Origin of the sequence: Epilithonimonas pallida (assembly GCF_900182975.1) — a bacterium.
Taxonomy (GTDB): Bacteria; Bacteroidota; Bacteroidia; order Flavobacteriales; family Weeksellaceae; genus Epilithonimonas; species Epilithonimonas pallida.
Map to the genome: position 1 here is coordinate 152634 of NZ_FXUO01000008.1, position 26672 is coordinate 179305.

Consider the following 26672-nt stretch of genomic DNA (forward strand, 5'->3'; position numbering starts at 1 on the left):
AATTTCGGGAGGTTTGTATAGTAATTACTTATACTTTATAGCCTTATCAACCTCAACAGGATTGTTGTATTTTCTTATAATGGCCTGCAGATTTTTTACCTGTGCATTCAGTTCTTCGATATTGCTGATTTGCTTTCCTCCGATATTAATATTCAGGTTTGGACTGCTTTTCAAATTGGTTCTTTCAAAAGAAAAAGGATCATTGTAAAAATCCATTAGTAACTTTTTCTTCTGTTTTTCATTGATAACAACAGCTTTGTTTCCAAAATTCGATTCCAGAAAATCATCTGTTGCGAAATTGTCGGGAAAGCTTTGATTTTTAACAAGCTTATAGATAAAGTTATTTTTATCATCCTGAATCTCAAAAATCAAACCCGGTAATCCTCGAAATTTATAAGGTCCTTCATTAAAAGGAATATCCTTGTTGAACCAGGCAATCCAATGCCGCCCTCCAAAATCAGCTGTTGCTTTCTGAAGATTATAATCATTATATTTCTTGGTCTCATTTTCAATTTTCCAATTAATGATATCGGTAGTTTTATAAGAATAATAATCAAATTTGATATTAATGAAATTTTCGTTTTCGGAAGAGCCGTTTTTTCTCTTGACGATCTGTCCCGTCATATCGACGTGTTTATTATCCATGTTTCCAAATTTTTTATTTAAGGAATCGGCAATCAAAAGATTTCTTCCATAAAATTTGGTTTCGTTTTTATTAATATCCAATATCATATAGAATTTTTGATACTCATTTTCAGTAGAATCCATTTTTAATTGTAATTCATAAATATATCTGTGTGTTTGAGCCTGGAAAAAACTTCCGATAAGCAGACAAAATAACATTATTGTTTTCATAACTATTGTTGATTCATTTCAAATCAAATATAATTATTTATACAAAATGTTTTTCTCAATGCCCATTAAAAAACTCCAGCATTGTTGCTAAAGCATTTTCAGAATGCATCAGTTCACCATTTTCAAGAGATTCTTTAGCTGCAATCGAGGCTCTTTTCTGCATATTCTTTTCGTAAACCGAAATGGCTTCCGTTAAAGAATTGTACATTCCGGAAGTCAGACATTCGCTCAGATCCAATGCATCCAGCATTGCCATATTTGCGCCTTCACCTGCAAAAGGAGGCATTACGTGAGCGGCATCTCCAATCAGCGTGAGGTTTGGAAGAGTTTTCCAGGTCTGGTCAAACGGAACGCAATAGATTGGTCTTGGAACGAAAGGTGTTTCAGCACTTTCAAACAATTCACACCAGATATGATTCCATTCAGGGTAATTGGTTTTGAACCATTCCAGAATTTGTGTTTTATCAGAATAGTCCAATCCATTCGCTGAAGCCCAGTTTTCATCGGATTTAAAACTTGCATAGAAACCGATATCACCACTCCCTTTCTGTCCCATCAACAGATTTTTCTTATTTCCGAAAGCCATTATTTTTCCGCCTTTCAACAGAGTGTTGATATTCGGTGCAGTTTCTTTTGCATTGTAGATATTCCCTTCCAGCATTGTCACGCCGGAATAGAAAGCTTTGATATCAGTTATGTAGGGACGGATTTTGGAATTCGCGCCATCGGATGCGATAACAATATCTGCATAAGTTGATGAGCCGTTTTTGAAATGCAATCTCCAACCTTTATTTTCTTTTTCCATCGAAACAAAATGGCTATTCCAAACAACGGTTTCTGGCTGTAAAGATTCCAATAATATTTGTCTTAGAGTTCCACGGTCAATCTCCGGACGGAAATGTTTGTGACCGAAGTTTTCCTCAACTTTAGTTTCGTGATCACTGAAGAATATTTTTGCCTGCTCGTTCATTATCATTTTTTTATCGGCGCCGGGAAGAAAATTTTGTTTGAATTCTTCCAGCAATTCCGCTTTTCTGATTGCGGCTAAACCTGAATCGTCGTGCAAATCCAAAGGCGAACCTTGAACACGTGCATTTTTATCGAAGTCTCTTTCATAAACTTTCACATCAGCACCTTTCAATTGTAAAAGACGGGCCAAAGTCAATCCACCGGGACCGCCGCCAACAATGGCAATTGATTGATTATTAATTAGCATAATTTTAAATTTTATGCTGCAAAGTTATTGGGTGTGATAAACCAAAAATTGTAAAAATCGGTCGTTTTGATTTTTGAACAATTCTTTTGGTGAAACGCCTGAAAGTTTTTTGATTTCTTTGATGAAATGAGATTGGTCGGCAAAATTGAGCTGAGGAAAAAGATTACCGTCTTTGATATGATGAAGCGACGCCTGAAAACGTAATATTTTACAATAATATTTTAACGAGATTCCCAATTGCTTATTAAAGTAGCGATTGATTTGTCGTTCGTTCCAGACTATTTTTTCAGCGAGTTCTTTGACGCTGATTTCTCCGTCGGTTTCAAAAATTAAATTGAATAATTTCCTTTTCCTCTCGTCAATTTCTTTCGGTAAAAGTGATTGGATTTTCTGGTTGGCTTTTTTACAAAACAATTCAAAATTATCTAAATCACTAATACTAAAGTCCCAGAAATTGTCAGGTAATTCTTTTCCGCTATCTACCAATTCCGAAATGGATTGATGAAGAATATATTCCAAAGCTAACGGATTAAAACTGATAGCGAAAAAAGTGTCAATTTTTCTTTTGGGCATTGGTTTGGGCTTCGTTTCCAAACCCATTAAAATAATCTGGAATTGATTGCCGGTTGTTTTACAAAATAGCAAATCAATTTTCCCATTCGGAATAATCACACCTTCATTAAATCCTGACAAATTTTCTAATGATGAATAACAATAAACAAAATCAGTCAGCAACTGGTCTGACTTGATGAGTTTGTATTGTAATTCGGTAGACATTTTTCAAATATAGAAATATTTCAGATTCAAAATCACTCCGCAACCCAAACACTCACATTCCCGGCAGGACAAAGAAAATTGGCCCAACCATTTTCATCAATCGTGACTTTGTCTTGCAAATGCCCGGTAAAATCATAAAACGTTTTTCCTGCATACCGTTTTCCTATCTCCATCGATTTTTGATTCGCATCTTTGTTACTCAAAACAACCGCACAACTCGGATGTTCATCATCACCTTCACGAGTCCAGCCGATGCAATGTGGGTCGTCAAAATAATCCCTTTGCTCACCATAAGCAAAATCTTTTCGGGCTCTGATGAGTTCTTCAATCGCATCCACTTTGTCCAGGAAGATTTCATATTCATTGCCATCTTTTCCGTGGTCTTTGTAACTTGTGCCGTACAGATCCGGATAAAAAACACAAGGATAGCCATCTTTTCTCAACAAAATCAAAGCATAGGCGATCGGTTTGAACCAGGTTTCAACGGGTGCTTCCAAAGCCTGAAGCGGCTGTGTGTCGTGATTATCTACAACGGTTACTGCTTTGTCCGGATGAGAAGCTACCAACGTTTCATTGAAAATTTCTCTCAAATCATAATCCGGATTTTTAGACGCATTATGCAGGTTATGATGCAAAGAAGAATCGAATAAGCTCATACAGCCTTCTGTAGAATCTATGTAGGCTTCCAAAAGTGGTAATTCTCCAGGCGCCCAATATTCTCCGACTGCAAAGATGTCTTTACCGGTATTGGAACGTAAAAGCGTAAGCCATTCTTTGTAAAAGTCAGGAGAGATATGCTTAACGGCATCTAATCTTACGCCATCAAAATCAGTTTGCTCATGATACCACTTTGCCCAGTGATTCAGTTCTTCTCGTACAAAAGGGTTACGGTGTTCGATATCATTATACATGAGGAAATCATAGTTGCCCATTTCATTATCCAGGATATCATCCCAGTTATCACCATAATCATTGATGATTCTGAAAATACCGTCTTCCTGTCCTTCAGCATAATCAACACCTGTAAAGCATGTGAAATTCCATTCAAAATCCGAATATTTTTTCTGCCTGCCCGGAAAAGTAAATTTGGTATAGGATTCAATTTCCATTACATCGGAGATTACTTTGTTGCGGTCATTGTAATCTACTTTCACGACCTGGAATTTCTCCAGTTCATCACCGCCTGCTTTGTGGTTCAGAACTACATCAACTATGACCTGGATATTTTTTTCTTTCAAAGATTTGATGGCTTCCAGGTAGTCGTCTTTCGTTCCGTATTTTGTAGCAACGGTTCCTTTCTGATCAAATTCTCCCAAATCAAAAAGATCATAAGGTCCATATCCGACACCGAATCCGCCATTGATCGCCTTATAAGCCGGCGGAAGCCAAATTGCTGTAATTCCTAAGTCTGAAAGATATTGTGCAGAATCTTTGGTATGTTTCCAAAGGAAAGAATCACCATCGGTATACCAATGGAAAAACTGAATCATAGTCCCGTTCATAAGATTGTAGATTTTTTCAGATTGTTTGATTTGATGTTTCATGTTATGAAAATATCAAGCCAAGAGAAATTTTCTGGATTAAGATTTGGGCGCCTTTATCCGCCTCCGTTCCCGCTTTTTTCTTTTTTAGCAAAAAAAGAAAAAGAGCTCCACTCAAGTCGGGGCGCGCTTCGCTATGTTAAAGATTTGTCATATATCCAAACTTAACATAAAATGAACTTTTTATTAGTTGCCTAATCATCAAACTCCATAAATGGAATTTTTAGCTGAACGGAAACCTGCTTTTTTTCTTCTGTATTAAGATTGGAAAGTGATAGCCCAAGCAAACGAATCGCTTTGTCAAAAGGTCTCAGCTCCCAAAGTTGTTTAGCGGTTTTATAGAATTTATCTGCATTTTCAAAATACAAATCCTGAGTCTTACTTCTTGTATAAAGTGAAAAATCCTTGTATTTGATTTTAAGTGTCAGGGTTTTTCCCTGGATTTCTTTTCTTCCGAGACGTTCTTCCAGTTCCTGGCTCAGGGATTTCAGTTTTTCATCAATTTCATCATCTTCATTGATGTCATCCCAAAACGTTCTTTCAACAGCAACACTTTTTTGAATTCGGTTGGGTTTGACTTCTCCATTGTGGATTCCTCTAACTACATTATAATAATACCGTCCGGATTTCCCGAAAAGACCTTCAAGTTGTTCAAGGGTTTTAGCTTTCAGATCAGCACCTTTGAAGATGTGTAGCGTGTGCATTTTGTTGGCCGTCACTTTTCCGACACCGTAAAATTTTTCAATAGGAAGATTATCCAGAAATTCATTAATTTTTGTGGGATGAATGGTTTTCTGACCATTCGGTTTATTGATATCAGATGCGACTTTGGCTAAAAATTTATTAATAGAAATCCCTGCAGAAGCGGTCAGTCCAGTTTCTTCGAAAATGCGTTTTCGGATTTCTCTGGCAATGTCGTTGGCAGATTCGATTCCTTTTTTATTTTCAGTAACATCAAGGTAAGCTTCATCCAAAGAAAGTGGTTCAACCAAATCCGTATATTCGTGGAAGATGTTCCGGATTTTGTTGGAGATTTCTTTATAACGCTGGAATCTGGGTTTCACAAAAATGAGATGCGGACATTTTTCTTTGGCAGTTTTACTCGGCATCGCAGAACGCACCCCAAATTTCCTGGCTTCATAACTTGCGGCTGCGACCACACCACGATGTCCCCCGCCAACAGCAATAGCTTTTCCACGCAAACCAGGATTGTCGAGTTGCTCCACAGAAGCATAAAATGCGTCCATATCTACGTGAATGATTTTGCGTTGCGATTGCATTGGAATTTAGAATAATATTTTACCACAAAAGACACAAAAGAATATTTTGATTATTTTAAATTTAAAAGTAAGTTTTTGCACCTTTTGTAGTTATTACAAATTTAGACAAAAAAAATCCCGAAAAATATTCGGGAATGTCAATTGTTATTTTGTAAGCCTATCTATGGTGGATTGGAGTTCCGGGTCTTCCGGAGAAATCGCATAATATTTGGCGATATTCGATTTTTGATCCACCACAATATATCTCGGGATCCAGTTGAGATCTACATAATTATTGAAATTGTTTTTCCAGCCGGAAGCAAACCAATAGTTTTCTTTGTCATTCATCTCGAATTTATCAAGGCTTTTATCAAAACCTTCTTTTGAACGTTCTAACGAAAGGAAAACAAAATCGATATCTGGATTTTGAGCTTCTAATTCTTTGGCTTTTGGAAATGCTTTCAGACAATCTTTGCACCAGCCTGCCCAGAAATCAAGAACCAAAACCTTTCCTTTGTGCTGTTGAAGAATATCCTTGATCGATATCTCTTTGCCATTTTTGTCCTGTAATTTTTGTGCTAAAGCTTCTTTGGAAAATTTGGTTTTCAGAACTTTTGGAACTTCCTGAGAAAACCCAAATTGGAATACAAATAGTAAGATGTAAACTAATATCCTCTTCATTTTTTAATTTTTTAGATGAACGAAGTTAATGAATAATACCGAAATATAATGTTTATAAGACTTGATGATGAAATATTTAATCCGTAAGGTATTGTAAAAATATTTTTGAATTTAACTGATATTGTTAAAATATATTTAATTTTGAATAAAAATAATTAATGGTCAATTCGGATTTCATTAAAAGTAAGTTTGAAAATTTTGATAACGGTTTTTATCAGGAACTCAAGGAGTATGGGATTTTTACTTCTGTTAGTGCTAAACAGGAATTGATTGCTGAAGGTGATAAGGTAAAATTTATTCCCATACTTATAAAAGGTTCGGTCAAGGTGTATAATTTGAATGACGGGAAAGAGCTCGTTTACTATTACATATCTCCAGGAGAGAGTTGCATCATGACGTTTTCCACAATTTTTACAGATAAGGTGAGCCGAATATATGCTATCTCGGAAGAAAAATCTGATATTCTGCTGCTTCCTGTTCCGCAATTCCTTACTTGGCTTCAAATCTATCCTCAACTGAATCAAATATTCTTCCTGGAGTATGATTCAAGATATAAATTCATGATGGAAACTATCAATAAAATTGTTTTCCAAAAGCTGGATCACAGGGTGTTGGAATATCTCCACGAAAGGATCAGAAGAAGTGGAACTGATGCCGTAAAGGTTTCCCACAAGAAGATTGCTGACGAATTGGGTACTGCAAGAGAGGTGGTCAGCCGTATTCTGAAAAAATTTGAAAAAGAAGGATTGATTACACAAAGCCCATCAGGAATAGAAATAATTGAAAAGCGGTGACTTTAGTCACCGTTTTTTTTTGTGAAGAGGTCATAATTTTGAATAAAAAGGTTATATGTCAAAACTTCTATCATTTATCTCTTTATTCATTCTGATTTTCTCTTACGCACAGGACGATCTGTTAAAAGAAATCGATACTGTCAAAACGGAAGAGCCTTATTCTCCCAGTTTCAAAGCATTGCAGGTTGTCACGGCACAATCTACAAAATTACCTGCAAGAAAAGAATTCTATCTTGATATCTCCCACAGGTTTGGAGATGTAAGTGATGGTTTCAAAAATTTCTTCGGACTTGACAATGCGACTACGAAATTAGGCATAATCTATGGATTAAGAGATTGGCTTGCTTTGAGCGCTTCCAGACATACTTACCAAAAAACTTATGAGTTTGGTGCAAAATACAGACTCTTCAAACAGGAAAAAGAGTCACTGTTTGATATTGTCGGCTACAATGTTCTGGATATCAATTCGGAACTTAAAAAAGATGATTACCCAAAACTCGAATTCACAGACAGATTTGCCTACTTATCTCAATTATTAATTTCCAGAAGATTCACGGAAAATCTGACTTTGCAGTTAACGCCAACTTATATTCACAGAAATCTGATCGAGCCAACGATTGATGCCAAAAATCTCTTCTCGACAGGTCTGGGAGGAAGATACAAGATATCGAAACGGGTTTCTGTCAATGCGGAATATTTCTACAACTTCGAGAATAAGAATTTCTATAAAAATCCTTTATCTGTGGGAATGGACATTGATACGGGCGGACACGTTTTTCAGCTGGTCTTCAGTAATTCCCAGGCTAACACGGAAACAGGTTATATAAGCAATGCGACAGGTGATTGGGGAAAAGGACATTTCTTCTTTGGATTTAATCTTTACAGAGTTTTTTAAATGCTGATTATGAAAAATACAATAAAATTATTCGTTCCGGTTTTGGGATTTCTAGTATTAATGAGTTGCGATACAAAAACTTATGAAGAGATCTCTGATGTAAAACCAATTACAGAAACCGTTACTTACAACAAAAATGTGAAGGCAATAATGGATAATAATTGTGTGATTTGTCATTCCGCAACAGGTTCTAATCCCTATTTCCCTTTGACGGATTATACAGCAGTAAAAAATTCTATTGACAATATCCTGGACAGGATCCAAAGAGCCAATGGAGATCCTTTGAAAATGCCCCAGGGCGGTTCACTTTCTCAGGATAATATCAATATGATTATCAAATGGAAAGCAGACGGTTTGCCTGAAAACTAATTAATATAAAAAAGAAAAAATGAAAGCTTTAGTTTTTTTAACAAGCTTAATTCTAGTAACGAATTTTGCTTTTGCCCAAAAATATTCCACCAAGACAGGTAAGATTACTTTCGAAGCTTCGGTTCCGTTATTTGAGGACGTTTATGCTGAGAATAACAATTCGACAGCAATCCTGAATGCTGATACCGGAGATATTGCCTCGCTTGCAATGGTTAATGGATTTAATTTTAAAGTCAGTCTGATGCAAGAACATTTTAATGAAAATTATGCTGAATCTGCGAAGTATCCAAAGACAAGTTTCAAAGGTAAAATCCTGAATTTTAATAAAAACGATCTGTCCTCAAAACCAAAAGCTTATACCATTTCCGGAACATTGAATTTTCATGGTGTTGACAACTCTGTTCAATCAACCGCTAATGTTTATCTGAAAGATGATAAAGTAATTGTTCAGGGAAAATTTGTTGTTAAAACTGCAGATTATAAAGTGAAAATTCCAAAAATGGTGGCAGCAAAAGTGGCGGAAAATGTTAATGTCAATTATAACTTTTTACTCCAGAAATAATGAAACAATATTTTACAATAATTGCATTAATGATTTTTGGATTAGGTTTTTCTCAAACCAAAAACGTTTTTGATATTGCCCGAAATGGGACTCTTGACGAAATGAAAACCTTAGTGAGTCAAAATCCGGATATCATTAATTCTAAAAATGAAAGAGGCTTCACGCCCTTGATTTTAGCTTGCTACAGAGGTAATACAGAAGTCGCAAAATATCTGATTGACAATGTCAAAGATTTGAATTATGTAAGTCCCGAAGGAACAGCGCTGTCTTCATTATGTATCAATTATAATAAAGAGCTTGTAGAAAAAATGCTGTCCAAAAATGCTGACCCTAATATTCAGGACTCTTTTGGAAATACGCCTCTTTTGTGGGCTGTGAAAAGAGGAAATCTCGAACTTGTAAAAATCCTTTTGCAAAATAAAGCGGACAGGACTTTAAAAGATTCGTTGGGAATCTCAGCATTTGAATATGCTGTGAAATCTAATAATAATGAAATGATCAATCTTCTAAAACTATAATTTATGGCAAAAAAAAATCTACTTTTAGGCATACCGCTATTGGTTAGCGGGATGCTTTTTTCACAGTATTCTACGGGGACTGTAAGTTTACCGACAACTGCAATGAGTGTTAAAATTGATGTTGATGCTACAAATGTTACAATGACACTCACAGGAAGCAGTACCAGCTGGTTGGGAATTGGTTTTAGTGATGAAGGGATGAAAGCTGGAGCCGACGGATTTATTTATAACAGTTCTGCAAATAGAGATTACACTTTCAATGGAGTTGGAGTAACACCGTCTGCAGATGCTGCGCAAAACTGGACAGAACTTTCCAATACAGTAGCTTCCGGCACAAGAACTCTGGTTGTCAGAAGGACACTTGCGGGTGGCGCTGGTGATTTTGCTTTCACCAATTCATCAGGTACTCTTCCGATATTCTACGGTAAAGGAACTTCTACGAGTTTAGCTTATCACGGAGCAGGAAATAAAGATTATGCGACACTTACGTTTTCACCAACTTTGATCGCTGTTGATGAGACTAATTCTTCTGCAAAGAAAATTGGTGTTTACCCAAATCCTGTAAAAGATGTTTTGAATCTCAGCAACTCTGACAAAGCGAATTCTCTGAAAATTTACGATTCTACAGGGAAGCAAGTTCTGTCTCAGAAATCTGCTGCAACAATCGATGTTTCACAATTAACAAAAGGTGTTTATTTCATCGAATTTGAAAAATCAGACGGTTCGAAGAGTTACGAGAAAATAATCAAGAATTAACAAAAAACCTCAGAATTTCTGAGGTTTTTTATATTTAATTGTAATTTTTTATGAGTCCTTTTACGACCTTAATGACGCTGGGCATAGCTTTGTTGGCAGCTTCTAAAACTTCTTCGTGAGACACTGCAAACGAAATTTCAGGACCGCCTAAATCAGTAATAATCGAAAGACAGAAACAATCCATTCCCTGATGTTTTGCAACAATAACTTCCGGAACGGTACTCATACCAACGGCATCACCACCAATGGCTCTTACCATTCCGTATTCTGCTGGTGTTTCAAAAGTTGGTCCTGTCAAAGCGACATAGACACCTTCTTTTAGGTCAATGTTTTCTTGTTTAGCAATCGATTTAGCAATCGCAATCATCTTACGATTGTAAGGTTCGCTCATATCCACGAAACGAGGCCCTAATTCGTCAATATTTCTTCCTCTCAACGGATGTTCCGGCATCATATTGATATGGTCTGTCAGAATCATTACATCAGCTACTTTGAAATTGGGATTTACACCACCGGCAGCATTGGAGAGAATCAAATTTTTGATTCCTAACAAATGGAAAACTCTGAAAGGAAAAGTAACAGTTTCGATAGAATGACCCTCATAATAATGAAAACGTCCGCTCATCATCAAAACTTTTTTACCCTCGAGAATTCCGTAGATCAATTTTCCACCGTGACCCACAACTGTAGTTTGAGGGAAATTGGGAATGTCTTTGTAGTCTAAAGTATGAATCGCTTCTACCTCATACTGGAGTTTACTAAGTCCGGAACCGAGAACAATTGCAAAATCAGGTACTTCTGAGATGATATTCTTGATGAATTCCGCAGTTTCTTTAAACTTTTCTAACATAATTCTGAATGATTTTGTTAAAGTCTTCTCGCTTGTCAATCTCTACGTTGATAGGCCAGTAATAGATTTTGTCCCTAAGATAATCAAAAGTTTTTAGGCGGACATAATCTTTTTCAGTGGTTAGAATAACCTTGTATTCGCCCAGTTTTTTGTATTCTGCAGTGATTTTTTTGATGTCATCGTCGGTAAAGTTGTGATGATCCTTGAACTGGAGATGTTTAACTTTTTGATTGTATTTTGACATCTCTTTCAAAAGCTGGGAAGGATTTGCAATTCCTGTAATCAGTAGAACATCATAATAATCCAGATTTTTAACAGGCATCATTTTATTGATTCCGAGGATATTCTCGTCGTAGGCAATGGATGAGAAAAATACTTTCTGGTAATGTTGCGGTCGTATTCTTGAGATATAGTATTGCTTCTTTTCTTCCGTCAGATCATCGGGACATTTCGTTACCATAATGATGTCGGCACGGCTTTTTCCTCTTCTGCTCTCGCGAAGGTCACCAGCCGGCAGTACAAAATCTTTGAAAAAAGGATCGTTATAATCCGTTAATAAAAGGTTCATCCCGGGTTTTATGGCGCGATGCTGGTAGCTGTCATCCAAAATCAACACGTCCAGATCCATATCGGAAATTATTTTTTTTGCACCAAAAACACGGTCCTCACATACACCGATTACAAAACGGTTTCGGAATCGCTCGAACAATTGCATTGGCTCATCACCAACCAATTTGTAATTACTTTCGTAATTCACGATTTTATAACCTTTTGTAATCCTGCCATAACCTCTTGACAGGACTCCGGTCCGGAACGAACGTGAAAGATAATCTGCCAGATACATTACCATCGGTGATTTTCCACTGCCTCCAACCGACAGGTTTCCGACACCAATTATTGGTGTTCTGAATTTCGAAGAAGAAAAAATTCCCCAATCATACATCCGGTTTCTAACAGAAGTGCCGAGATGATAACCCAAGGAAAAAGGGTAGAGATACCATCTTTTCATAGGAGGCAAAAATAAGGAAATACTTCGAATTCTGATTGTGTTTTTAATTCAAAAAGGAAATTGAATCCGGAGAATCAAAATTAATTATCTTTGCATTCTTATATAGAATCGTATGATATTATCTATGACAGGTTTCGGCCGCGCTGAGACTGTTTATGAAGGAAAAAAAATTACAATCGATATCAAATCTTTGAATAGCAAGAACTTTGACCTGAATGTTAAAATTCCGTTGAGATACAAAGAAAAAGAATTTGATATCAGAAAATTACTGAATGATAAAATCCTCAGAGGGAAAGTAGATTGTTACATCAACTGCGAAAGTCTTGAGGATAATAATGATGTCAAAATCAATCAGGATGTTGTCAAAAATTATATGAATCAGTTGAGAGAGGTTGGTTCTGATGCGCCTGAGTTCGAATTGCTGAAAATGGCGGTCAGAATGCCGGATGCTTTGTCTACAAAAAACTCCGATTTGGAAGAGAACGAGTGGAAAACTCTTTTGGAAACTGTAGAGAATTCTATTTCTAAATTTATTGAGTTCAGACAAACGGAAGGAAATAATCTGGCTGTCGAAATAGAAAAAATCGTTCAGAACATAGAATATAATCTCAATCAGGTTGCTCAATACGAAGAAGAAAGGATCCAGCCGATCAAAGACAGATATCAGGCTGCGCTTAAGAATTTTGAGAATATTGATGAGACAAGATATTACCAGGAGATGGTTTATTTTGTTGAAAAATTGGATATTTCTGAAGAAAAAGTTCGTCTTTCCCAGCACATCAAATATTATCTCGAAGTGATGAGGAACGAAGATTTTAATGGGAAAAAATTGGGTTTCATTGCGCAGGAAATGGGAAGAGAAATTAATACTTTAGGTTCAAAAGCCAATCATTCTGAGATTCAGAAATTGGTGGTCGAGATGAAAGATGACCTCGAAAAAATAAAAGAGCAAACGCTGAATATTTTGTAGAATTGAAAGAGAAGCTTTTACTTTTATCATAGTTTTGGTAATTTTCAGATTCTTTTTTGGAATTTATAAAAATGATGAATTTGGAGGGAATCATTTATTCATAAAATATAGCCCGACTTGGCATTGGTATTTTTATTCGCCTGTTGGACAATCAGGTAAATTAATAGAAAATTTGTCGCCGGAAGATCAAATAGAACAGCAATACTGGAACGAATTTGTTTCAGGAAAAGTTGAATTAGAATAGCTTCGTAGAAGCGAAATGTTTGTAGAAAAAAGTTTAATTTAAACGATAAAGCTCCGTAGGAGCGACATATTTTTTATTGTTTTCGATTTCTTATTATCAGAAAACAATTTAACATAGAATTTTAAAAATCAAATTTTGAAAGAAAAAGTCATCATATTCTCCGCGCCGTCTGGAAGTGGAAAAACAACGTTGGTCAAACACGGACTTTCAGTAGTTCCTCAATTAAGCTTTTCAATTTCTGCCACCACAAGACAACCGCGCGGTGAAGAAAAACACGCAGTAGATTATTACTTCTTGACACCGGAAGAATTCAGGACCAAAATATCCAAAGATGAATTTGTAGAATTCGAGGAAGTTTATACCGACAAATATTACGGCACGCTGAAATCCGAAGTAGAAAGAATCTGGAAAGAAGGAAAAATCGTGATTTTTGATGTTGATGTTAAAGGCGGAATCCGACTAAAAGAGATTTTCGGTGACAAAGCATTATCGATTTTCGTAATGCCACCAAGCATCGCCGAGTTGGAACAGAGATTGATAAAAAGAAATACCGACTGCGCAGAAACCATCAAAACCCGAGTGGAAAAAGCAGGCGAGGAAATGACTTATCAAAAACATTTCGATAAAATTATTGTTAATACAGATTTGAACGAGGCAAAAGTGGAAGTCGAGAAAATTATTAATAACTTTATCAACGAATAAAAATTTGAAAAACACGTAATGGAAAATACATTAGACATTGCAATCAATAATATGCCCGTAAAAGGGTTTCTTGACCTCAAAGAATTTGCGATTCCGACAGGCGATGACCTTGTGAAAGCCATTCTTGACCTTAAAAAAGAAAAAAATGCCGTTATTCTGGCGCATTATTATCAGCCGGGTCCGATTCAGGATATCGCTGATTTCCTTGGCGATTCTTTACAATTGGCAAGACAGGCAAAGGAAACCGATGCGGATATGATCGCTTTTTGTGGCGTACACTTTATGGCGGAAGCGGCGAAAATCCTTAATCCAACCAAAAAAGTGGTTCTTCCCGATACATTGGCAGGTTGTTCTTTGGCAGACGGCTGTTCGGCGGAAGGTCTCAACAAAATGCGTGAGCAATATCCAGATGCACTGGTAGCAACTTATATCAACTGTAATGCGGAAACCAAAGCGGCTTCGGACATTATTGTAACGAGCTCCAACGCAGAACAGATCATTAATGCTTTACCCAAAGACCGACCGATTATTTTTGCGCCGGATAAAAACTTAGGAAGATATCTCAGCAAGAAAACAGGTCGTGATATGATTCTTTGGGACGGGAGCTGCATCGTGCACGAAGCATTTTCTATGGAGCGTATCGCAAAGCAGTTAGCAGATCACCCGAATGCAAAACTAATCGCTCATCCGGAAAGCGAAACGCCGGTTTTAGAACTGGCACATTTCATAGGTTCAACGTCCGCGCTTTTGAATTATGTAGAACAAGATGATTGCCAAGAGTTTATCATTGCGACTGAAGAAGGCATCCTTCACGAGATGAGAAAACGCGCGCCACACAAATCTTTGATTCCCGCTTTGGTTTTCGACGAGAGCTGCAACTGCTCAGAATGTTTCTTTATGAAGAGAAACACGCTGGAAAAGCTATATCTGTGTATGAAATATGAACTTCCGGAAATCATAATGAATGAGGAAATCCGTCTCAAAGCACTCAAACCGATTGAAGCCATGCTAGAACTTTCCAAAAGCATCAAATAAAATTACAAACCTTGTCTTTTCAGATGAGGTTTTTTTGTAGAATGATTTGGGCAATCCCCTCGCCAACGCTTGTCATTCTGAGGCTCTCGAAAGGCATCCGCTCGGGTCGGGCTATCCGTTGCAATCTTTTTTGCATCAACATTTGTCATACAAAAGACTAGAAGTCCAAGCAAAAAAGGATTTCCACTACTATCCCTATTGCATCTTTGCACGAAAGAAACCTTCAGAATAAATAAGAGTTTACCAGAATCTTTGTCATTCTGTAAGAATCTAAACTGAAGAGATTCCTCCGGAATGACAAACGTTATATTTAAAATATAACTTTCTTTTGCTGAGCGAAGCGCCTTTGCGAACCTTAAAATATTTTCAATTAATGCTAAAAAATCTTTGTGTACTTTGCGTTCAAAATATTTTTCTATTTTTAAAGAATGAAATCAAAAATCCTATTAGAAGACATAAAAATCTACGCCTATCACGGTGTTTTGCCGGAAGAAGCTTTGATTGGAAATAATTATATCATCAATACCGAATTACACGCAGATTTAGAAAAAGCATCACAGTCGGATAATCTTGAAGATACCATCAATTATGCTGAGGTCAGCGAAATCATCCATCAGGAAATGGCAATCCGTTCCGAACTTTTGGAACACGTGATTGGAAGAATCATTAACAAAATCGAAAACCAGTTTCCACAAATCACTTTTATCAAAATCAAATTAACCAAAACAGTTCCGCCAATGCCGGGCGAAATGAAAGGCGTGAGTCTGGAATTTGAAAAATCGATATTTCAATAAAGAAAGCTAATCAACCCTTCAGAATTTTAAACTCTGAAGAGGGTTCAATTAGATAAAAAATGTTAATGAAATCTTAAAATTTGGTATCAAGTTTGATGCAAAAAACTCAAATACAAAATTTTATGAAGAATTATATTGCAGTTGGAATTGCTGCATTAGGTTTTATTATTGCTGCTGGATTGCTTGGCAGCGCCATCAAAAATAGAAACAAATCTGAAAATACCGTTTCTGTGACCGGACTTGGTTCCAAAAAATTTACATCAGACCTTATTACCTGGTCAGGAAGCTTTTCCAAGAATAATTTTGAGCTGAAATCGGCTTATGATGCTTTGGCAATTGACAGAAATGTGATCTCTGATTATCTTCTTTCCAAAGGTGTGAAACAAAATGAAATGGTTTTTTCTGCGGTTGATATTCAGAAACAATTCCGAAGCTATACGGATTCCAACGGGAATTATCAGCAGGGAGAATTTTCAGGATATAATTTGACCCAAAGTGTTTCTATCCAATCCAAAGAAGTTTCAAAAATTGAAAATATTTCCAGAAACATTACCGAAATCATCAATCGTGGAATAGAGTTCACATCTTCTTCACCGCAATATTTCTACACCAAGTTGTCTGATGTAAAGCAAGAAATGATTGCTAACGCTACAAAAGATGCGAAAGAAAGAGCGGAGAAAATTGCTGAAAATGCGGGAAGCAGTCTCGGAAATCTGAAAAAAGCAACAATGGGCGTAATTCAGATTACGGCACCAAATTCCAACGAAGATTATTCCTACGGCGGAACTTACAATACCACTTCCAAGGAAAAAGAAGCAAGCATTACCATAAAACTTGAATACGAGGTCGATTAAAAGTAAAGGAGCAAATATTGCTCCTTTATAATTTTGTCTTGCTGTCAAAAACTAATGTCACCGGACCATCATTAATCAATGACACTTTCATGTCCGCACCAAAAATGCCGCTTTCGGTTTTCAGTCCGGATTTTTTTATTTCATCTTTAAAATATTCAAACAGTGGAATGGCTTTATCAGGTTTGGCAGCTTTGATATAGGAAGGGCGATTGCCTTTTTTATAATCAGAAATCAGAGTGAATTGGCTGATGCAAAGGATTTCGCCATTAATGTCTTTCACAGAATGATTCATTTTTCCTTCTTCATCGGAAAAAACCCGTACATCAAGAATTTTCTTGACAAGCCAGTCTGCATCTGCGTTTTCATCATTTTCATCAACACCGATCAGAAGCATCAATCCTTTTCCAATTTCTCCAACAATTTGGTTGTCAACTTTTACGCTTGCTTCAGAAACGCGTTGGATTACCACTCTCATCTTTAATTATAAATTGATAAAATATTAGTATTAGAATCAAAATTATATCCGTAGGTTTTTGGTGCTATTTTGGCAACGCTGTTATCCGTAGGTTGTCCCGTGATTAGAATCCATTGTGAGCCATCTTTCGGACAATAAATGGAAGTGTCATTTTTGACCTCAAGAGTTGTATCTGTATCCGGACAGATATGTGGTGCATTTCTATCATAAACTTTGAATCCACTTGTTGTTCTTACCACGATCAGTCCTCTGGTTCCCGCTCCAACTTCATTCACGTAAACCCAGGATCCAACGGTTTGTAACTTGTAATAAAGCGGTAAAGTCAGGTTAAGTTGTACAGCAATCGTGGAATTAGGAAAACAGCTTACGGTTTCATTTCTTTCGCTACAAGAATTATTAATGTTTAAAACACTGATAATCAAAAATAATGCGAATAGCGATGCGATTTTTTTGGTTTTCATTTCAAAAATAAATTATATATTTGTAAACTCAATTCGAGACAAATTAGTATCCGGCAAAGGTCGGATTATTTTTTTATACAAACGATAAATTTTATTGTTATGAACTACGTGACCAAAGAAGGTTTGGACAAAATGAAAGCCGAACTGGAACAATTAGAAACGATCGAAAGACCAAAAATAACGCAGCAGATTGCTGAAGCAAGAGATAAAGGGGATCTGTCTGAAAATGCAGAATACGATGCAGCTAAAGAAGCGCAGGGGATGTTGGAGATGAGAATCTCTAAATTGAAAGATATTATTTCTACATCCAAAATCATTGACGGAAGCCAGCTTGATCTGAGCAAAGTATCTATCCTTACAACTGTAAGATTGAAGAACAATGTGACAAAAGGGGAGCAAAAATTCACTTTGGTTCCTGATAATGAGAGTGATCTGAAATCTGGTAAGATCTCTGTTAACACGCCTATTGCGAAAGGACTTTTGGGCAAATCTGTTGGTGAAACAGCCGATATCGTATTGCCTAATGGAAATAAGCTTTCTTTTGAAGTTTTAGAAATTTCTTTATAAAATAAAAATAGAGATGTTGGTTTAAAAATTGCTGAAATTAAAATCAATATTAAAAAAATTATGAGCACTATTTTTTCTAAAATCATCAACGGAGAAATTCCTAGTTATAAAATTGCCGAGGACGAAAAACACATCGCTTTTCTGGATGCGATGCCTTTGGTAAAAGGTCACACGCTGGTTGTTCCGAAAAAGGAAACCGACCTTATCTTCGATTTAGATTCTGAAGATTACAAAGAACTTTGGGCTTTTACACAGGACATTGCAAAGCAAATCAAGAAAGCTATCCCTTGCAAAAGAGTAGGAGTGGCTGTTGTCGGTTTGGAAGTGCCACATGCTCATATACATTTGATACCACTTAACAGTATGGACGACCTTAATTTTAAAAATGCTAGGCTGATTTTTACACCCGAAGAGTATAAGGAAATTCAGGAATCCATAATAAAAGCATAAAAGAAGTCTTGAGCTTCTTTTTTTAATTTAGAACTTAGAGAAAATTATGAATCCAAATCAATGTTCATTTTGCGGAAGGAAAAAGAGTGAAGTACAAATACTGATTTCCGGGCAAAATGGATTTATATGTGAAAACTGTATAGAACAGGCACATGCCATTGTAAAAGATAGTGTTAATAAAACTTCGGATTCTGCATCTATGGCGGAATCTCTGGAAGAACTTAAAAAGCCGAGAGAAATAAAAGCTTTTCTTGATGAATATGTGATTGGTCAGGATCAGGCAAAAAAACAATTGTCGATAGCGGTTTATAATCATTACAAAAGATTATTACATGCTCAGGATGAAAACCGTGAAGTTGAGATTGAGAAATCCAACATCATAATGATCGGTGAGACCGGAACAGGAAAAACATTGCTGGCAAAAACGATTGCAAAACAACTGAATGTTCCATTCTGTATTGTAGATGCGACAATCCTTACAGAAGCAGGTTATGTGGGTGAAGATGTGGAAAGTATCCTTTCGAGATTGTTGATGGTTGCTGATTATGATGTAGAAAAAGCCGAGAGAGGAATTGTTTTTATTGATGAGATTGATAAGATTGCCAGAAAATCTGATAATCCGAGTATCACAAGAGATGTTTCGGGAGAAGGTGTTCAGCAAGGTTTGTTGAAATTGCTGGAAGGAAGCATTGTGAACGTTCCGCCTCAAGGCGGACGTAAACATCCGGATCAGAAGTATATTCAGGTTAATACCCAGAATATTTTGTTCATTGCTGGAGGTGCTTTTGACGGGATGAAAGAAATTATTGAAAGAAGACTTAACAAGCAAGCCATTGGTTTTTCCGCAGACAAAATCAATAAAACCAATGAAGAAGATTACATTTTAAGTCAGATCAATGCGATCGATTTGAAGAGTTTTGGGTTGATACCTGAACTTTTAGGGAGATTTCCTATCATTACTTATCTCGATAAGTTGACAAAAGAGACGCTTGTAAGAATTATGAAAGAACCTAAAAATTCTATCATTAATCAGTTTACCGAATTGTTCAAGATGGATAATGTCACTCTCGAATTTACAGATCAAGCTATTGAAGAAATCGTGGAAGACACTATGAATAAAGGACTTGGAGCAAGAGGTCTGCGAGGGACAACTGAAAAAGTATTGGAAGATTATATGTTTGATATTGAAAATAACCAATACGTAAAAATAGACTCAATATTATAAAATCTTTAATTAATTAGATATTTTATACGAATATCTAAAAAATTAATATCTTTGCAAGAAGAACACACAAACACATATACACACAATGATACGAAAATTATTTATTATCAAATTAATACTATTCAATAGTATTGCTTTTTCCCAGGTTCTTACTTATGTTGGAAATTCAGCATTAGTTACTGTTCAGAGTCAAACTTTGGTATACAACGGTGGTGGGTTACAAACCGCCGGTACAGCTATAGTAAACAATTCCGGAAATATCATGATTAATGCTGCTTCTACTGATCAGCTTAATATCGCATCTACATCAAATGTTAATTTGAAGTTCAACGGTGCTACAAGTTACGGACAGCTTTATATTGCGGGTATTCCTCAGACTAATATTACAGGTAAAGTTAATAAAGAATACAGAGCAGATGCCAATAGCGGCTCTACAGCTAAGCAGCAGCTTGCTTTGCCTTTTTATAACTACCCGATTTCAGATCTGGTGGCTAATTTGGCTAATAGTCCAGGAAACACAGGAGGAAGTTATCTTAATGTGACTAATGGTGCTAATAATTCTGCAGGACGTTTTAATCCTAGTTCTGTATTCAGATGGAATAATGCCAGAGCAAGATTTGATCAGATAGCGGCGGCTAGTTCCGCATTGTCAACAACGTATGTAGGTACTCCACTGGATTATTACATCATACCGAGAAGAAATTCTTCCGGAACAGTTGTTTGGGATGCTGCGGCAGCTTCGGTGGTTACTACGTTTGCGGGAACTCCGGTTTCTGATGTTAGCGGAAATCAATCTTATTCTCTTACAGGAGCATCCAGTGGAATTAGCTTTGGTTATAATGGATCTGCTACTAATTATTATGGTGAAAGATATTACAGCTATTTAGATGATCCCTTTCAATCAAAGACTGGAAATGCAGGAGGCTGGGATGCTAGTTACGGTAAGAACCTTTATCAGGTTGCAAATCCCTTTTTAACAAATATTGATTTAAGATATATTGGTCAGTCAGAATCTACAAACTCTGATGGTAATGCTATACCTAATTTACAGGGTATCGCCTATTATACCTCGGGTTTAACCTGGACAAGAGGATCAGGAACCGGCTATCCAACTGAAAATACAAGCGGATCAGCCAATGGTACTGCGGGGAGAACTGTTGTTATGGTTGCAAGTTCCGGTGTATTTCAAGCTGGAGATATTAGCGGTAACCGTCTAGTGATTAAGCCTATGGGTGAGTTCATGGTTAAACTTTCCGCTGACAATGGAAACAATGCCGCATCTGCAATTAATTATACTTTATTAAGACGTTTTGCATCTACTTCAAGAGATAATACAACGCAAACAACCAATCCTACAAGTAAGATTTTTGATGACGCTGATATTCCTACAGACAAAATTGTAAAGCAGGTAGCGGTTATAATGTATGATACAGACAGCTTGGAAATAGGAAGAACATACTATGCAATTTCTCCTTCTGCTGTTACCGGGAACAGTCCCGGCAATACAAGTTTACAAGCTTATAATGGAGATAATGCTTTTGTTTATACTAAAGAAGAGACTTTAACAGGAGGTGAAGATATTAATCTTTCCGGAAAACTTTATATTAACGAAGCTAATGAAGTTGCTTACAAGTCTAAAGAAATTCCTCTTTATATAAGTGATGTTGGAACTCCATATTATCTGAAGTTTGAGGTTTATGAAAAAGGTAATAGAGTTCCGGAAGGGCTAAGTGATGGAAATAGCTTTTATCTAAAGAATTCTCAGGGTCAGTTTATAAAGATTGTAGATGGTGATAGCCTTTCTATGAGTGGTGCTAAAGTTTTAGGTTTATATTATGAACTGCCGGAAGGTGCAACATTAGGAACTGGGAACGTTAATAATTCTCAAACAATAATAGCTAAGAAAGATTCTCAGTGGGTTGTAAGATTTGCTAAAAATTGGAATAAAGCAACTGTTGAGGTGTATTCTGCAACAGGACAGTTATTGAACACCAAATCACAAATATCTACTGGCTCAGATTATACTGTTCCTTTGAATTATCAAGCAAAAAGTATGTTCTTGGTTAGAGCTATTTCTGATAAAGGAGAGGTTGTAACTAAAAAAATTGTTAATTAAACACAAAAATAACTAATGATGATTAATTTTTTATTAAAAAGGGTATACCGTTTCTTGTTTTTACTGATGAGTATATTCGGATTTGCTCAATCTGTACCACCACCACCCGAGAATCCTGAATCCGGAGATATTGGAGCTTACCCTGCTTCTCCAATAGATAGCTATACTTTTATTTTGTTTTTAATTGCAATTGCAATGACTATAATTTTTGTAATGAAACAAAAGCAAAAAGCCTTACAATAAAATTTTTTAATATTTTAAAACTCACTTTTAAGTGAGTTTTTTTATTTTTACTCTATGAAAAAAACATTATTTATAAGCAGTATTTTATTATCTGCATATGCATTTCCACAGTTCAGTGTTACTGTGGAAATCCCTTCATATTTGTCTGATTCTGATATGTATCTATATGGTTTTAACGGATCTAAGGAGATTTTATATTCTAAAGCTAAGGTCACAAATAATAAAGCTGTGTTCAAAGTTGATAAAAAGTATACAGGAATGATGAGAGCATTTTTTCAGAAGACGAATTCTTCAGTAAATTTGGTTTCAGAAAATAAAAATATCGATTTCAAAGTTGATCTGGATAGTAAAAATAAGTTCTCGAATGTAGTTTTTAATGATCAGACAAATCAATTATTTGGGAATGAGATTGACCAGCAAAAAAAACAGGAATTAATACTGCCGGCTCTGATCCAGATTAAAGATTATTACAGACCGACGGAAGATTTTTATAAATCGCTTGAGAAGGAAATTAATTTGCTTTCGAAAAACGATCAGTTACTCTACGAGACTCATCCCTTTCTAGATTATTATCACAAAAATCAAAAATATTCTGTACAGGAAAAAGCAACTGAGCTGAAACCTCAGGATTATATTGATTTTTACTCAAAATCTGGAGAATACCTGGAGACATCACTGATTTTAAAACCGTCCTTAATAAACTATTTGAATGTTTCTAAATCCAATGTAGAAGAAGGAGTCGACAAATTATTAGCTGCTGTTAATCTTGAAACACCACGAGGACAAACTATACTTTCTGAGCTTATTGATATTTTCAACACCTATAATATGGATAAGCTGAAACAAAAATATCTTGCAGAAGGCAATAATCTTAAATGTACAATCAATGACAGGCTTGCATCAACCCTGAAATCGAATAATAATACAGAAATTGGTGCTAAGATGCCCAATAATGTATTTGTAAATCCTATACATACCAAAGCCAAGTCTTTGTACGATGTAAAAAGTAATAAAAAAATTGTTGTATTCTGGTCTTCCACTTGTTCTCATTGTGAAGCAGAATTACCAAAACTTTTGGAAAAGTATGCTAAATTAAAAGCACAAAACATTGAGGTTGTTGGTTTATCGCTAGATAGCAATCTTGATGAATTTAAGAGTAAAGCCAATATATATCCCTGGATAAGTGATTCTGAAGGGAAAGGCTGGTATAGCTCATATGGAGATACTTATAATATTTCCGCAACGCCAACTTATTTCATATTAGATGCTGATAATAAAATCATTAGCAAACCCAATCATGTAGCTGATGTTTTAGATTATTTAAAAGTTAATTAAAAGTTTGTGGGAATGTAAAATATCCTTATATTTGCACCACAAAAATGGCGAGGTAGCTCAGATGGTTAGAGCGCAGGATTCATAACCCTGAGGTCACGGGTTCAATTCCCGTCTTCGCTACTAGAAAATCCGTAAATGTATAGACATTTGCGGATTTTTATTTCTAATAATTAAAAAAAGTCTATTATTTTTTAGGGTAAGTTTTTTAATAAAACAACCAAAAAAATATATATTTCTCTGTAATATATCTGCGTCATATATTTTAGGTTATTCAAAATTAAGGGAATGCTCCAGATTCTTATGCATCTTATTATTTGAAAAATAGCCTTTTAATGATCAGATGGTTAATCAGATTTTTAACTAATATAATGGCCTGTTGGGACAAGGTCGATAAAATTAAGAGAAGTCTCTAATCATAATAATTTTAAAACATTTAATATTTTGATTATTAATATGTTCTGCTTTTTTTAAATATGTGCTTAAAATATTTGGAGGGTAAATTCAAATGTTGTACTTTTACGGTGCTTTTGAGACAATCACTCAGGAGCAATAAATTTTTTTTCATCATTTGTGTTTTTAGAATCGTACTTACTGTACGATTCTTTTTCTTTTTATAGCTCATATAGAAGCAACAGATTGATAAAATAAGAATAGCTTACCTGCCCGTCTTGTTGATTTGTTTTTAAAAACAGATCATTGGTTGCACCAAAAAAATCACTTATTAAGCCTGTATTTTTTTCAGCAAAAACTACTTCATTTTCCCGGTCTTTCTTCATCTTAACAGAATATTTCCCAATGATAGATTCTGCAAAAGGTTTGTCATTTTTGGCGATCGATCTTAAGAGACTTTTTAAGATATATAGCTGAGCGCTATATTGTAAATCCGCATTATTTGTTTTTTTTGAGTATAGATAAGCTATAAAACTGGCTTCCTGTTCTCTGGCATAACCAAGCTGGTGTGACATCTCATGAGCCAGAGTAAATGGAAGTTGTGTAGCCGGAATATTTGGATTGTATTGTGATTCCGCTGTAAATGGATTATAATAGCCCAGGATTCCTGTTTTGTTCATAAAAGAATCGAATAAACTTGGCTTAACGGATAAGTCTGTAACCGGCTTTTTTATGCTAATGTTTTGCGGCAAGTTTTTTTGTTGTTTTAAGATCTCAAGTTTTAATTGCCGGATATCTCTGATTATAAAAACACCATTTTTATTTTCTGATACCTTTTCCCGTGTTTTTTTACACAACTCAAGATATTTAAGGGTTAGATTTTTGACTTCGTAATCTGATATTTTTCTCTTTTGGAGTTTATTTATAATTGGTGTCTGGAAATAAAGCATCCCCCAGAAACATTGATACATAAAATAGAATATGTTGAAGGAAATAAGAATGTATTTCAGGAATTTTGAATTTCTGTTTTTGATTAAACCCCACACTAAATAGATCAATATTATGGTAATTAAAATATAGACTAAATCTCCAAAAGAAAAATTGAATTTTGAAAATATGGCAATGTGTAAACTCTTTTTCCATTCAAAAAGCTTTGAAAAAAAATTAACTGCAAAATCAAGTTTTGATAATATGTAAAAAAATAAAAATTGGGCAACCAAAACGATTGCCCAATTTTTATTTTTTAAAAAGATATTTTTATTAGTGACCACCACCGGATATTTTTTCTTTTTCAAGGTTAATTCCTTGTGATTTTAAAATTTGGGTAACTCTTACTGCATAGAATGCAAGATAAGCAAAACAAATCACACCAACAATATAACTTGAATGGATAGAAGTAAGATCAGCAATGTAACCTTGCAGCCAGCTCACGATTCCTCCACCCATAATCATCATAATTAGCATACTGCTGCCTTCATTAGTATGTTTTCCTAATCCATTAACAGCCAGCGCAAAAATACACGGCCAAAGCGTACTACAGAATAAGCCGACACTTGTGAATGCATACACAGAAACCATACCTTCTGTTGTCATTCCTAATATTGTTGCGAGAATTCCGGCTAATGAGAAAAGCAATAGCATTCTTGCCGGATTTCCTTTGCTGAGAACATCTGCAATGATCATTACCAGGATAATGAGCGGATAGATATAGAAAGGCCTCAAGTCATGTTGTGCAATAGCATTAACCAATAGAAAAACTCCAAATGCCAGGTACGGAGCTAGGAATCTCAATATTTTTTTGAATCCTCCCGAAATATCAAAAGCTTCCACTGATCCCGTCCATCTGCCAATCATCAAACTAGCCCAGTAAAGAGAAACATAGGGAGCAACATCTTTTGTTGAGAATCCTAACGATTTTTCCATATATGCAGGAAGATTGCTTGCAGTAGAAACTTCTACACCAACATAAACGAAGATTGCAATCATTCCCAGAACTAGTTGTGGATATTTAAGGGCTGAAGTCCTGTGCTCTCCTGGAGTGGTATACTCTGTATTTTCGGTGCTCACTTCAGTCTTTTGAGGCAGGGATGAAAATTTCAATAACAATGCAACAAGAACAAAAGCGCCACCTAAAATCAAATAAGGAATCTTTACACTTTCTATACTAGCAGTTGTATTGGCCGTAGTAGCAGAGCCAAAAATTGCAAAAGATACGATCAGAGGTCCGATTGTTGTCCCTAGATTGTTAATTCCGCCTGCCATTGTTAATCTTTGAGCCCCTGTTTCTGAAGGTCCAATTTCAATCGCCAGTGGGTTAGCTACGATCTGTTGAAGGGAGAATCCCAATCCGACAATGAATAATCCTGATATCATTAATGTAAATGAACCGGTATTTGCGGCTGGATAGAATAATAAGGTTCCAAAAGCAGAAATCAATAATCCTAAAATCAATCCGTTTTTGTAACCAATCTTGTTAATAAGGTCTTGTCTAATACCTTTAGAAATAAACATATAAATAAGAGAACCTACTGTATATGCAACATAAAAAGCAACAGATACCAATTGACTTTGGCTTTGAGTGAGGTGAAAAGCTTCCTTAAAAACGGGAATCAGGATGTCGTTACTTGCGGCAACAAATCCCCAAAAGAAAAAAACTGTAACTAGAGGAATAAACTGTCCCCAATTGGTTTTCTGTGGTGTCATGTATTAATTGTTTGTTAATTTTAAGT

At 35.7% G+C, this 26672-nt stretch carries 29 protein-coding genes and 1 tRNA gene; 18 read left to right on the forward strand and 12 right to left on the reverse strand.

Annotation, left to right across the window (positions count from 1 at the left end; genetic code table 11):
• Window positions 1-24: 24 nt before the first annotated feature.
• The 6 genes from QOL71_RS15225 to QOL71_RS15250 form a co-directional block, all read right to left on the reverse strand.
• Window positions 25-855, reverse strand: coding sequence for a GLPGLI family protein (locus QOL71_RS15225; protein WP_283417750.1), 831 nt, complete (start codon window positions 853-855; stop codon window positions 25-27).
• 55 nt (window positions 856-910) lie between these two features.
• Entirely contained in the window at window positions 911-2071 is a 1161-nt protein-coding gene (locus QOL71_RS15230) for an FAD-dependent oxidoreductase (protein ID WP_283417751.1), read from the reverse strand.
• A 24-nt stretch (window positions 2072-2095) separates the two neighbouring features.
• On the reverse strand, window positions 2096-2848 hold the full coding sequence (locus QOL71_RS15235) for a helix-turn-helix domain-containing protein (protein WP_283417752.1): 753 nt from the start codon (window positions 2846-2848) through the stop codon (window positions 2096-2098).
• A 32-nt stretch (window positions 2849-2880) separates the two neighbouring features.
• A complete protein-coding gene (locus tag QOL71_RS15240) occupies window positions 2881-4392 on the reverse strand; it encodes an alpha-amylase (RefSeq protein WP_283417753.1) in 1512 nt (503 codons plus the stop codon).
• Between the two features lie 191 nt (window positions 4393-4583).
• Entirely contained in the window at window positions 4584-5669 is a 1086-nt protein-coding gene (dinB, locus tag QOL71_RS15245; RefSeq protein ID WP_283417754.1) for a DNA polymerase IV, read from the reverse strand.
• 144 nt (window positions 5670-5813) lie between these two features.
• Window positions 5814-6329 (reverse strand): TlpA family protein disulfide reductase, encoded by a 516-nt coding sequence (locus QOL71_RS15250; RefSeq protein WP_283417755.1) that lies wholly within the window; start codon window positions 6327-6329, stop codon window positions 5814-5816.
• 158 nt (window positions 6330-6487) lie between these two features.
• Here QOL71_RS15250 and QOL71_RS15255 point away from each other — a divergent pair, with 158 nt between their 5' ends.
• The 6 genes from QOL71_RS15255 to QOL71_RS15280 are packed head-to-tail and all read left to right on the forward strand — an operon-like array spanning window position 6488 to window position 10223.
• On the forward strand, window positions 6488-7123 hold the full coding sequence (locus tag QOL71_RS15255; RefSeq protein WP_283417756.1) for a Crp/Fnr family transcriptional regulator: 636 nt from the start codon (window positions 6488-6490) through the stop codon (window positions 7121-7123).
• 55 nt (window positions 7124-7178) lie between these two features.
• Window positions 7179-8018 carry a DUF5777 family beta-barrel protein gene (locus QOL71_RS15260; protein WP_283417757.1) on the forward strand — a complete coding sequence of 280 codons (840 nt, stop codon included), beginning with the start codon at window positions 7179-7181 and terminating at the stop codon, window positions 8016-8018.
• 9 nt (window positions 8019-8027) lie between these two features.
• Complete coding sequence (locus QOL71_RS15265; protein ID WP_283417758.1) at window positions 8028-8387, forward strand: c-type cytochrome; 360 nt, start codon at window positions 8028-8030, stop codon at window positions 8385-8387.
• 19 nt (window positions 8388-8406) lie between these two features.
• Complete coding sequence (locus tag QOL71_RS15270) at window positions 8407-8949, forward strand: YceI family protein (protein ID WP_283417759.1); 543 nt, start codon at window positions 8407-8409, stop codon at window positions 8947-8949.
• Window positions 8949-9467 carry an ankyrin repeat domain-containing protein gene (locus QOL71_RS15275; RefSeq protein WP_283417760.1) on the forward strand — a complete coding sequence of 173 codons (519 nt, stop codon included), beginning with the start codon at window positions 8949-8951 and terminating at the stop codon, window positions 9465-9467. The genes QOL71_RS15270 and QOL71_RS15275 overlap by 1 nt, the downstream gene beginning before the upstream one ends.
• A gap of 3 nt (window positions 9468-9470) precedes the next feature.
• On the forward strand, window positions 9471-10223 hold the full coding sequence (locus QOL71_RS15280; RefSeq protein ID WP_283417761.1) for a T9SS type A sorting domain-containing protein: 753 nt from the start codon (window positions 9471-9473) through the stop codon (window positions 10221-10223).
• A 34-nt stretch (window positions 10224-10257) separates the two neighbouring features.
• Here QOL71_RS15280 and QOL71_RS15285 read toward each other — a convergent pair whose 3' ends face one another.
• Window positions 10258-11073, reverse strand: coding sequence for a purine-nucleoside phosphorylase (locus tag QOL71_RS15285; RefSeq protein ID WP_283417762.1), 816 nt, complete (start codon window positions 11071-11073; stop codon window positions 10258-10260).
• Window positions 11057-12082: a tetraacyldisaccharide 4'-kinase gene (gene lpxK, locus QOL71_RS15290; RefSeq protein ID WP_283417763.1), complete on the reverse strand. Its 1026-nt coding sequence runs from the start codon at window positions 12080-12082 to the stop codon at window positions 11057-11059. The genes QOL71_RS15285 and lpxK overlap by 17 nt, the downstream gene beginning before the upstream one ends.
• A gap of 112 nt (window positions 12083-12194) precedes the next feature.
• Here lpxK and QOL71_RS15295 point away from each other — a divergent pair, with 112 nt between their 5' ends.
• The 5 genes from QOL71_RS15295 to QOL71_RS15315 all read left to right on the forward strand — a co-directional run bounded on the left by QOL71_RS15295 (window position 12195) and on the right by QOL71_RS15315 (window position 16681).
• Window positions 12195-13052 carry a YicC/YloC family endoribonuclease gene (locus tag QOL71_RS15295; RefSeq protein WP_283417764.1) on the forward strand — a complete coding sequence of 286 codons (858 nt, stop codon included), beginning with the start codon at window positions 12195-12197 and terminating at the stop codon, window positions 13050-13052.
• 379 nt (window positions 13053-13431) lie between these two features.
• Window positions 13432-13998: a guanylate kinase gene (gmk, locus tag QOL71_RS15300; RefSeq protein ID WP_283417765.1), complete on the forward strand. Its 567-nt coding sequence runs from the start codon at window positions 13432-13434 to the stop codon at window positions 13996-13998.
• Between the two features lie 18 nt (window positions 13999-14016).
• Window positions 14017-15033 (forward strand): quinolinate synthase NadA, encoded by a 1017-nt coding sequence (gene nadA / locus QOL71_RS15305; protein WP_283417766.1) that lies wholly within the window; start codon window positions 14017-14019, stop codon window positions 15031-15033.
• A 428-nt stretch (window positions 15034-15461) separates the two neighbouring features.
• Window positions 15462-15827, forward strand: coding sequence for a dihydroneopterin aldolase (gene folB / locus QOL71_RS15310; RefSeq protein ID WP_283417767.1), 366 nt, complete (start codon window positions 15462-15464; stop codon window positions 15825-15827).
• 122 nt (window positions 15828-15949) lie between these two features.
• On the forward strand, window positions 15950-16681 hold the full coding sequence (locus QOL71_RS15315; RefSeq protein ID WP_283417768.1) for an SIMPL domain-containing protein: 732 nt from the start codon (window positions 15950-15952) through the stop codon (window positions 16679-16681).
• A gap of 25 nt (window positions 16682-16706) precedes the next feature.
• On the opposite strand, the gene dtd is transcribed toward QOL71_RS15315, so the two are convergent.
• Both dtd and QOL71_RS15325 read right to left on the reverse strand, forming a co-directional pair.
• Window positions 16707-17156: a D-aminoacyl-tRNA deacylase gene (gene dtd / locus QOL71_RS15320; RefSeq protein WP_283417769.1), complete on the reverse strand. Its 450-nt coding sequence runs from the start codon at window positions 17154-17156 to the stop codon at window positions 16707-16709.
• Between the two features lie 2 nt (window positions 17157-17158).
• Window positions 17159-17617 carry a hypothetical protein gene (locus QOL71_RS15325; RefSeq protein ID WP_283417770.1) on the reverse strand — a complete coding sequence of 153 codons (459 nt, stop codon included), beginning with the start codon at window positions 17615-17617 and terminating at the stop codon, window positions 17159-17161.
• Between the two features lie 99 nt (window positions 17618-17716).
• Here QOL71_RS15325 and greA point away from each other — a divergent pair, with 99 nt between their 5' ends.
• The 7 genes from greA (at window position 17717) to QOL71_RS15360 (ending at window position 23673) form a co-directional block, all read left to right on the forward strand.
• On the forward strand, window positions 17717-18184 hold the full coding sequence (gene greA / locus QOL71_RS15330) for a transcription elongation factor GreA (RefSeq protein WP_283417771.1): 468 nt from the start codon (window positions 17717-17719) through the stop codon (window positions 18182-18184).
• A gap of 60 nt (window positions 18185-18244) precedes the next feature.
• Window positions 18245-18634, forward strand: coding sequence for an HIT family protein (locus tag QOL71_RS15335; RefSeq protein WP_283417772.1), 390 nt, complete (start codon window positions 18245-18247; stop codon window positions 18632-18634).
• A 46-nt stretch (window positions 18635-18680) separates the two neighbouring features.
• Window positions 18681-19859, forward strand: coding sequence for an ATP-dependent Clp protease ATP-binding subunit ClpX (gene clpX, locus QOL71_RS15340; RefSeq protein WP_283417773.1), 1179 nt, complete (start codon window positions 18681-18683; stop codon window positions 19857-19859).
• 85 nt (window positions 19860-19944) lie between these two features.
• Window positions 19945-21975, forward strand: a complete 2031-nt coding sequence (locus QOL71_RS15345) for a T9SS type A sorting domain-containing protein (RefSeq protein ID WP_283417774.1) — start codon at window positions 19945-19947, stop codon at window positions 21973-21975.
• Window positions 21976-21990: 15 nt separating this feature from the next.
• On the forward strand, window positions 21991-22218 hold the full coding sequence (locus tag QOL71_RS15350; RefSeq protein WP_283417775.1) for a hypothetical protein: 228 nt from the start codon (window positions 21991-21993) through the stop codon (window positions 22216-22218).
• 54 nt (window positions 22219-22272) lie between these two features.
• Window positions 22273-23553, forward strand: coding sequence for a TlpA disulfide reductase family protein (locus QOL71_RS15355; RefSeq protein WP_283417776.1), 1281 nt, complete (start codon window positions 22273-22275; stop codon window positions 23551-23553).
• Between the two features lie 46 nt (window positions 23554-23599).
• Window positions 23600-23673: transfer RNA gene (locus tag QOL71_RS15360), tRNA-Met, on the forward strand.
• Between the two features lie 491 nt (window positions 23674-24164).
• Here QOL71_RS15360 and QOL71_RS15365 read toward each other — a convergent pair.
• Together QOL71_RS15365 and QOL71_RS15370 are read right to left on the reverse strand one after the other, a co-directional pair.
• Window positions 24165-25217, reverse strand: a complete 1053-nt coding sequence (locus QOL71_RS15365; RefSeq protein ID WP_346772104.1) for a DUF3810 domain-containing protein — start codon at window positions 25215-25217, stop codon at window positions 24165-24167.
• Window positions 25204-26646: an MFS transporter gene (locus tag QOL71_RS15370; RefSeq protein WP_283417777.1), complete on the reverse strand. Its 1443-nt coding sequence runs from the start codon at window positions 26644-26646 to the stop codon at window positions 25204-25206. Before QOL71_RS15370 ends, QOL71_RS15365 begins: the two co-directional genes overlap by 14 nt.
• Window positions 26647-26672: the final 26 nt, after the last annotated feature.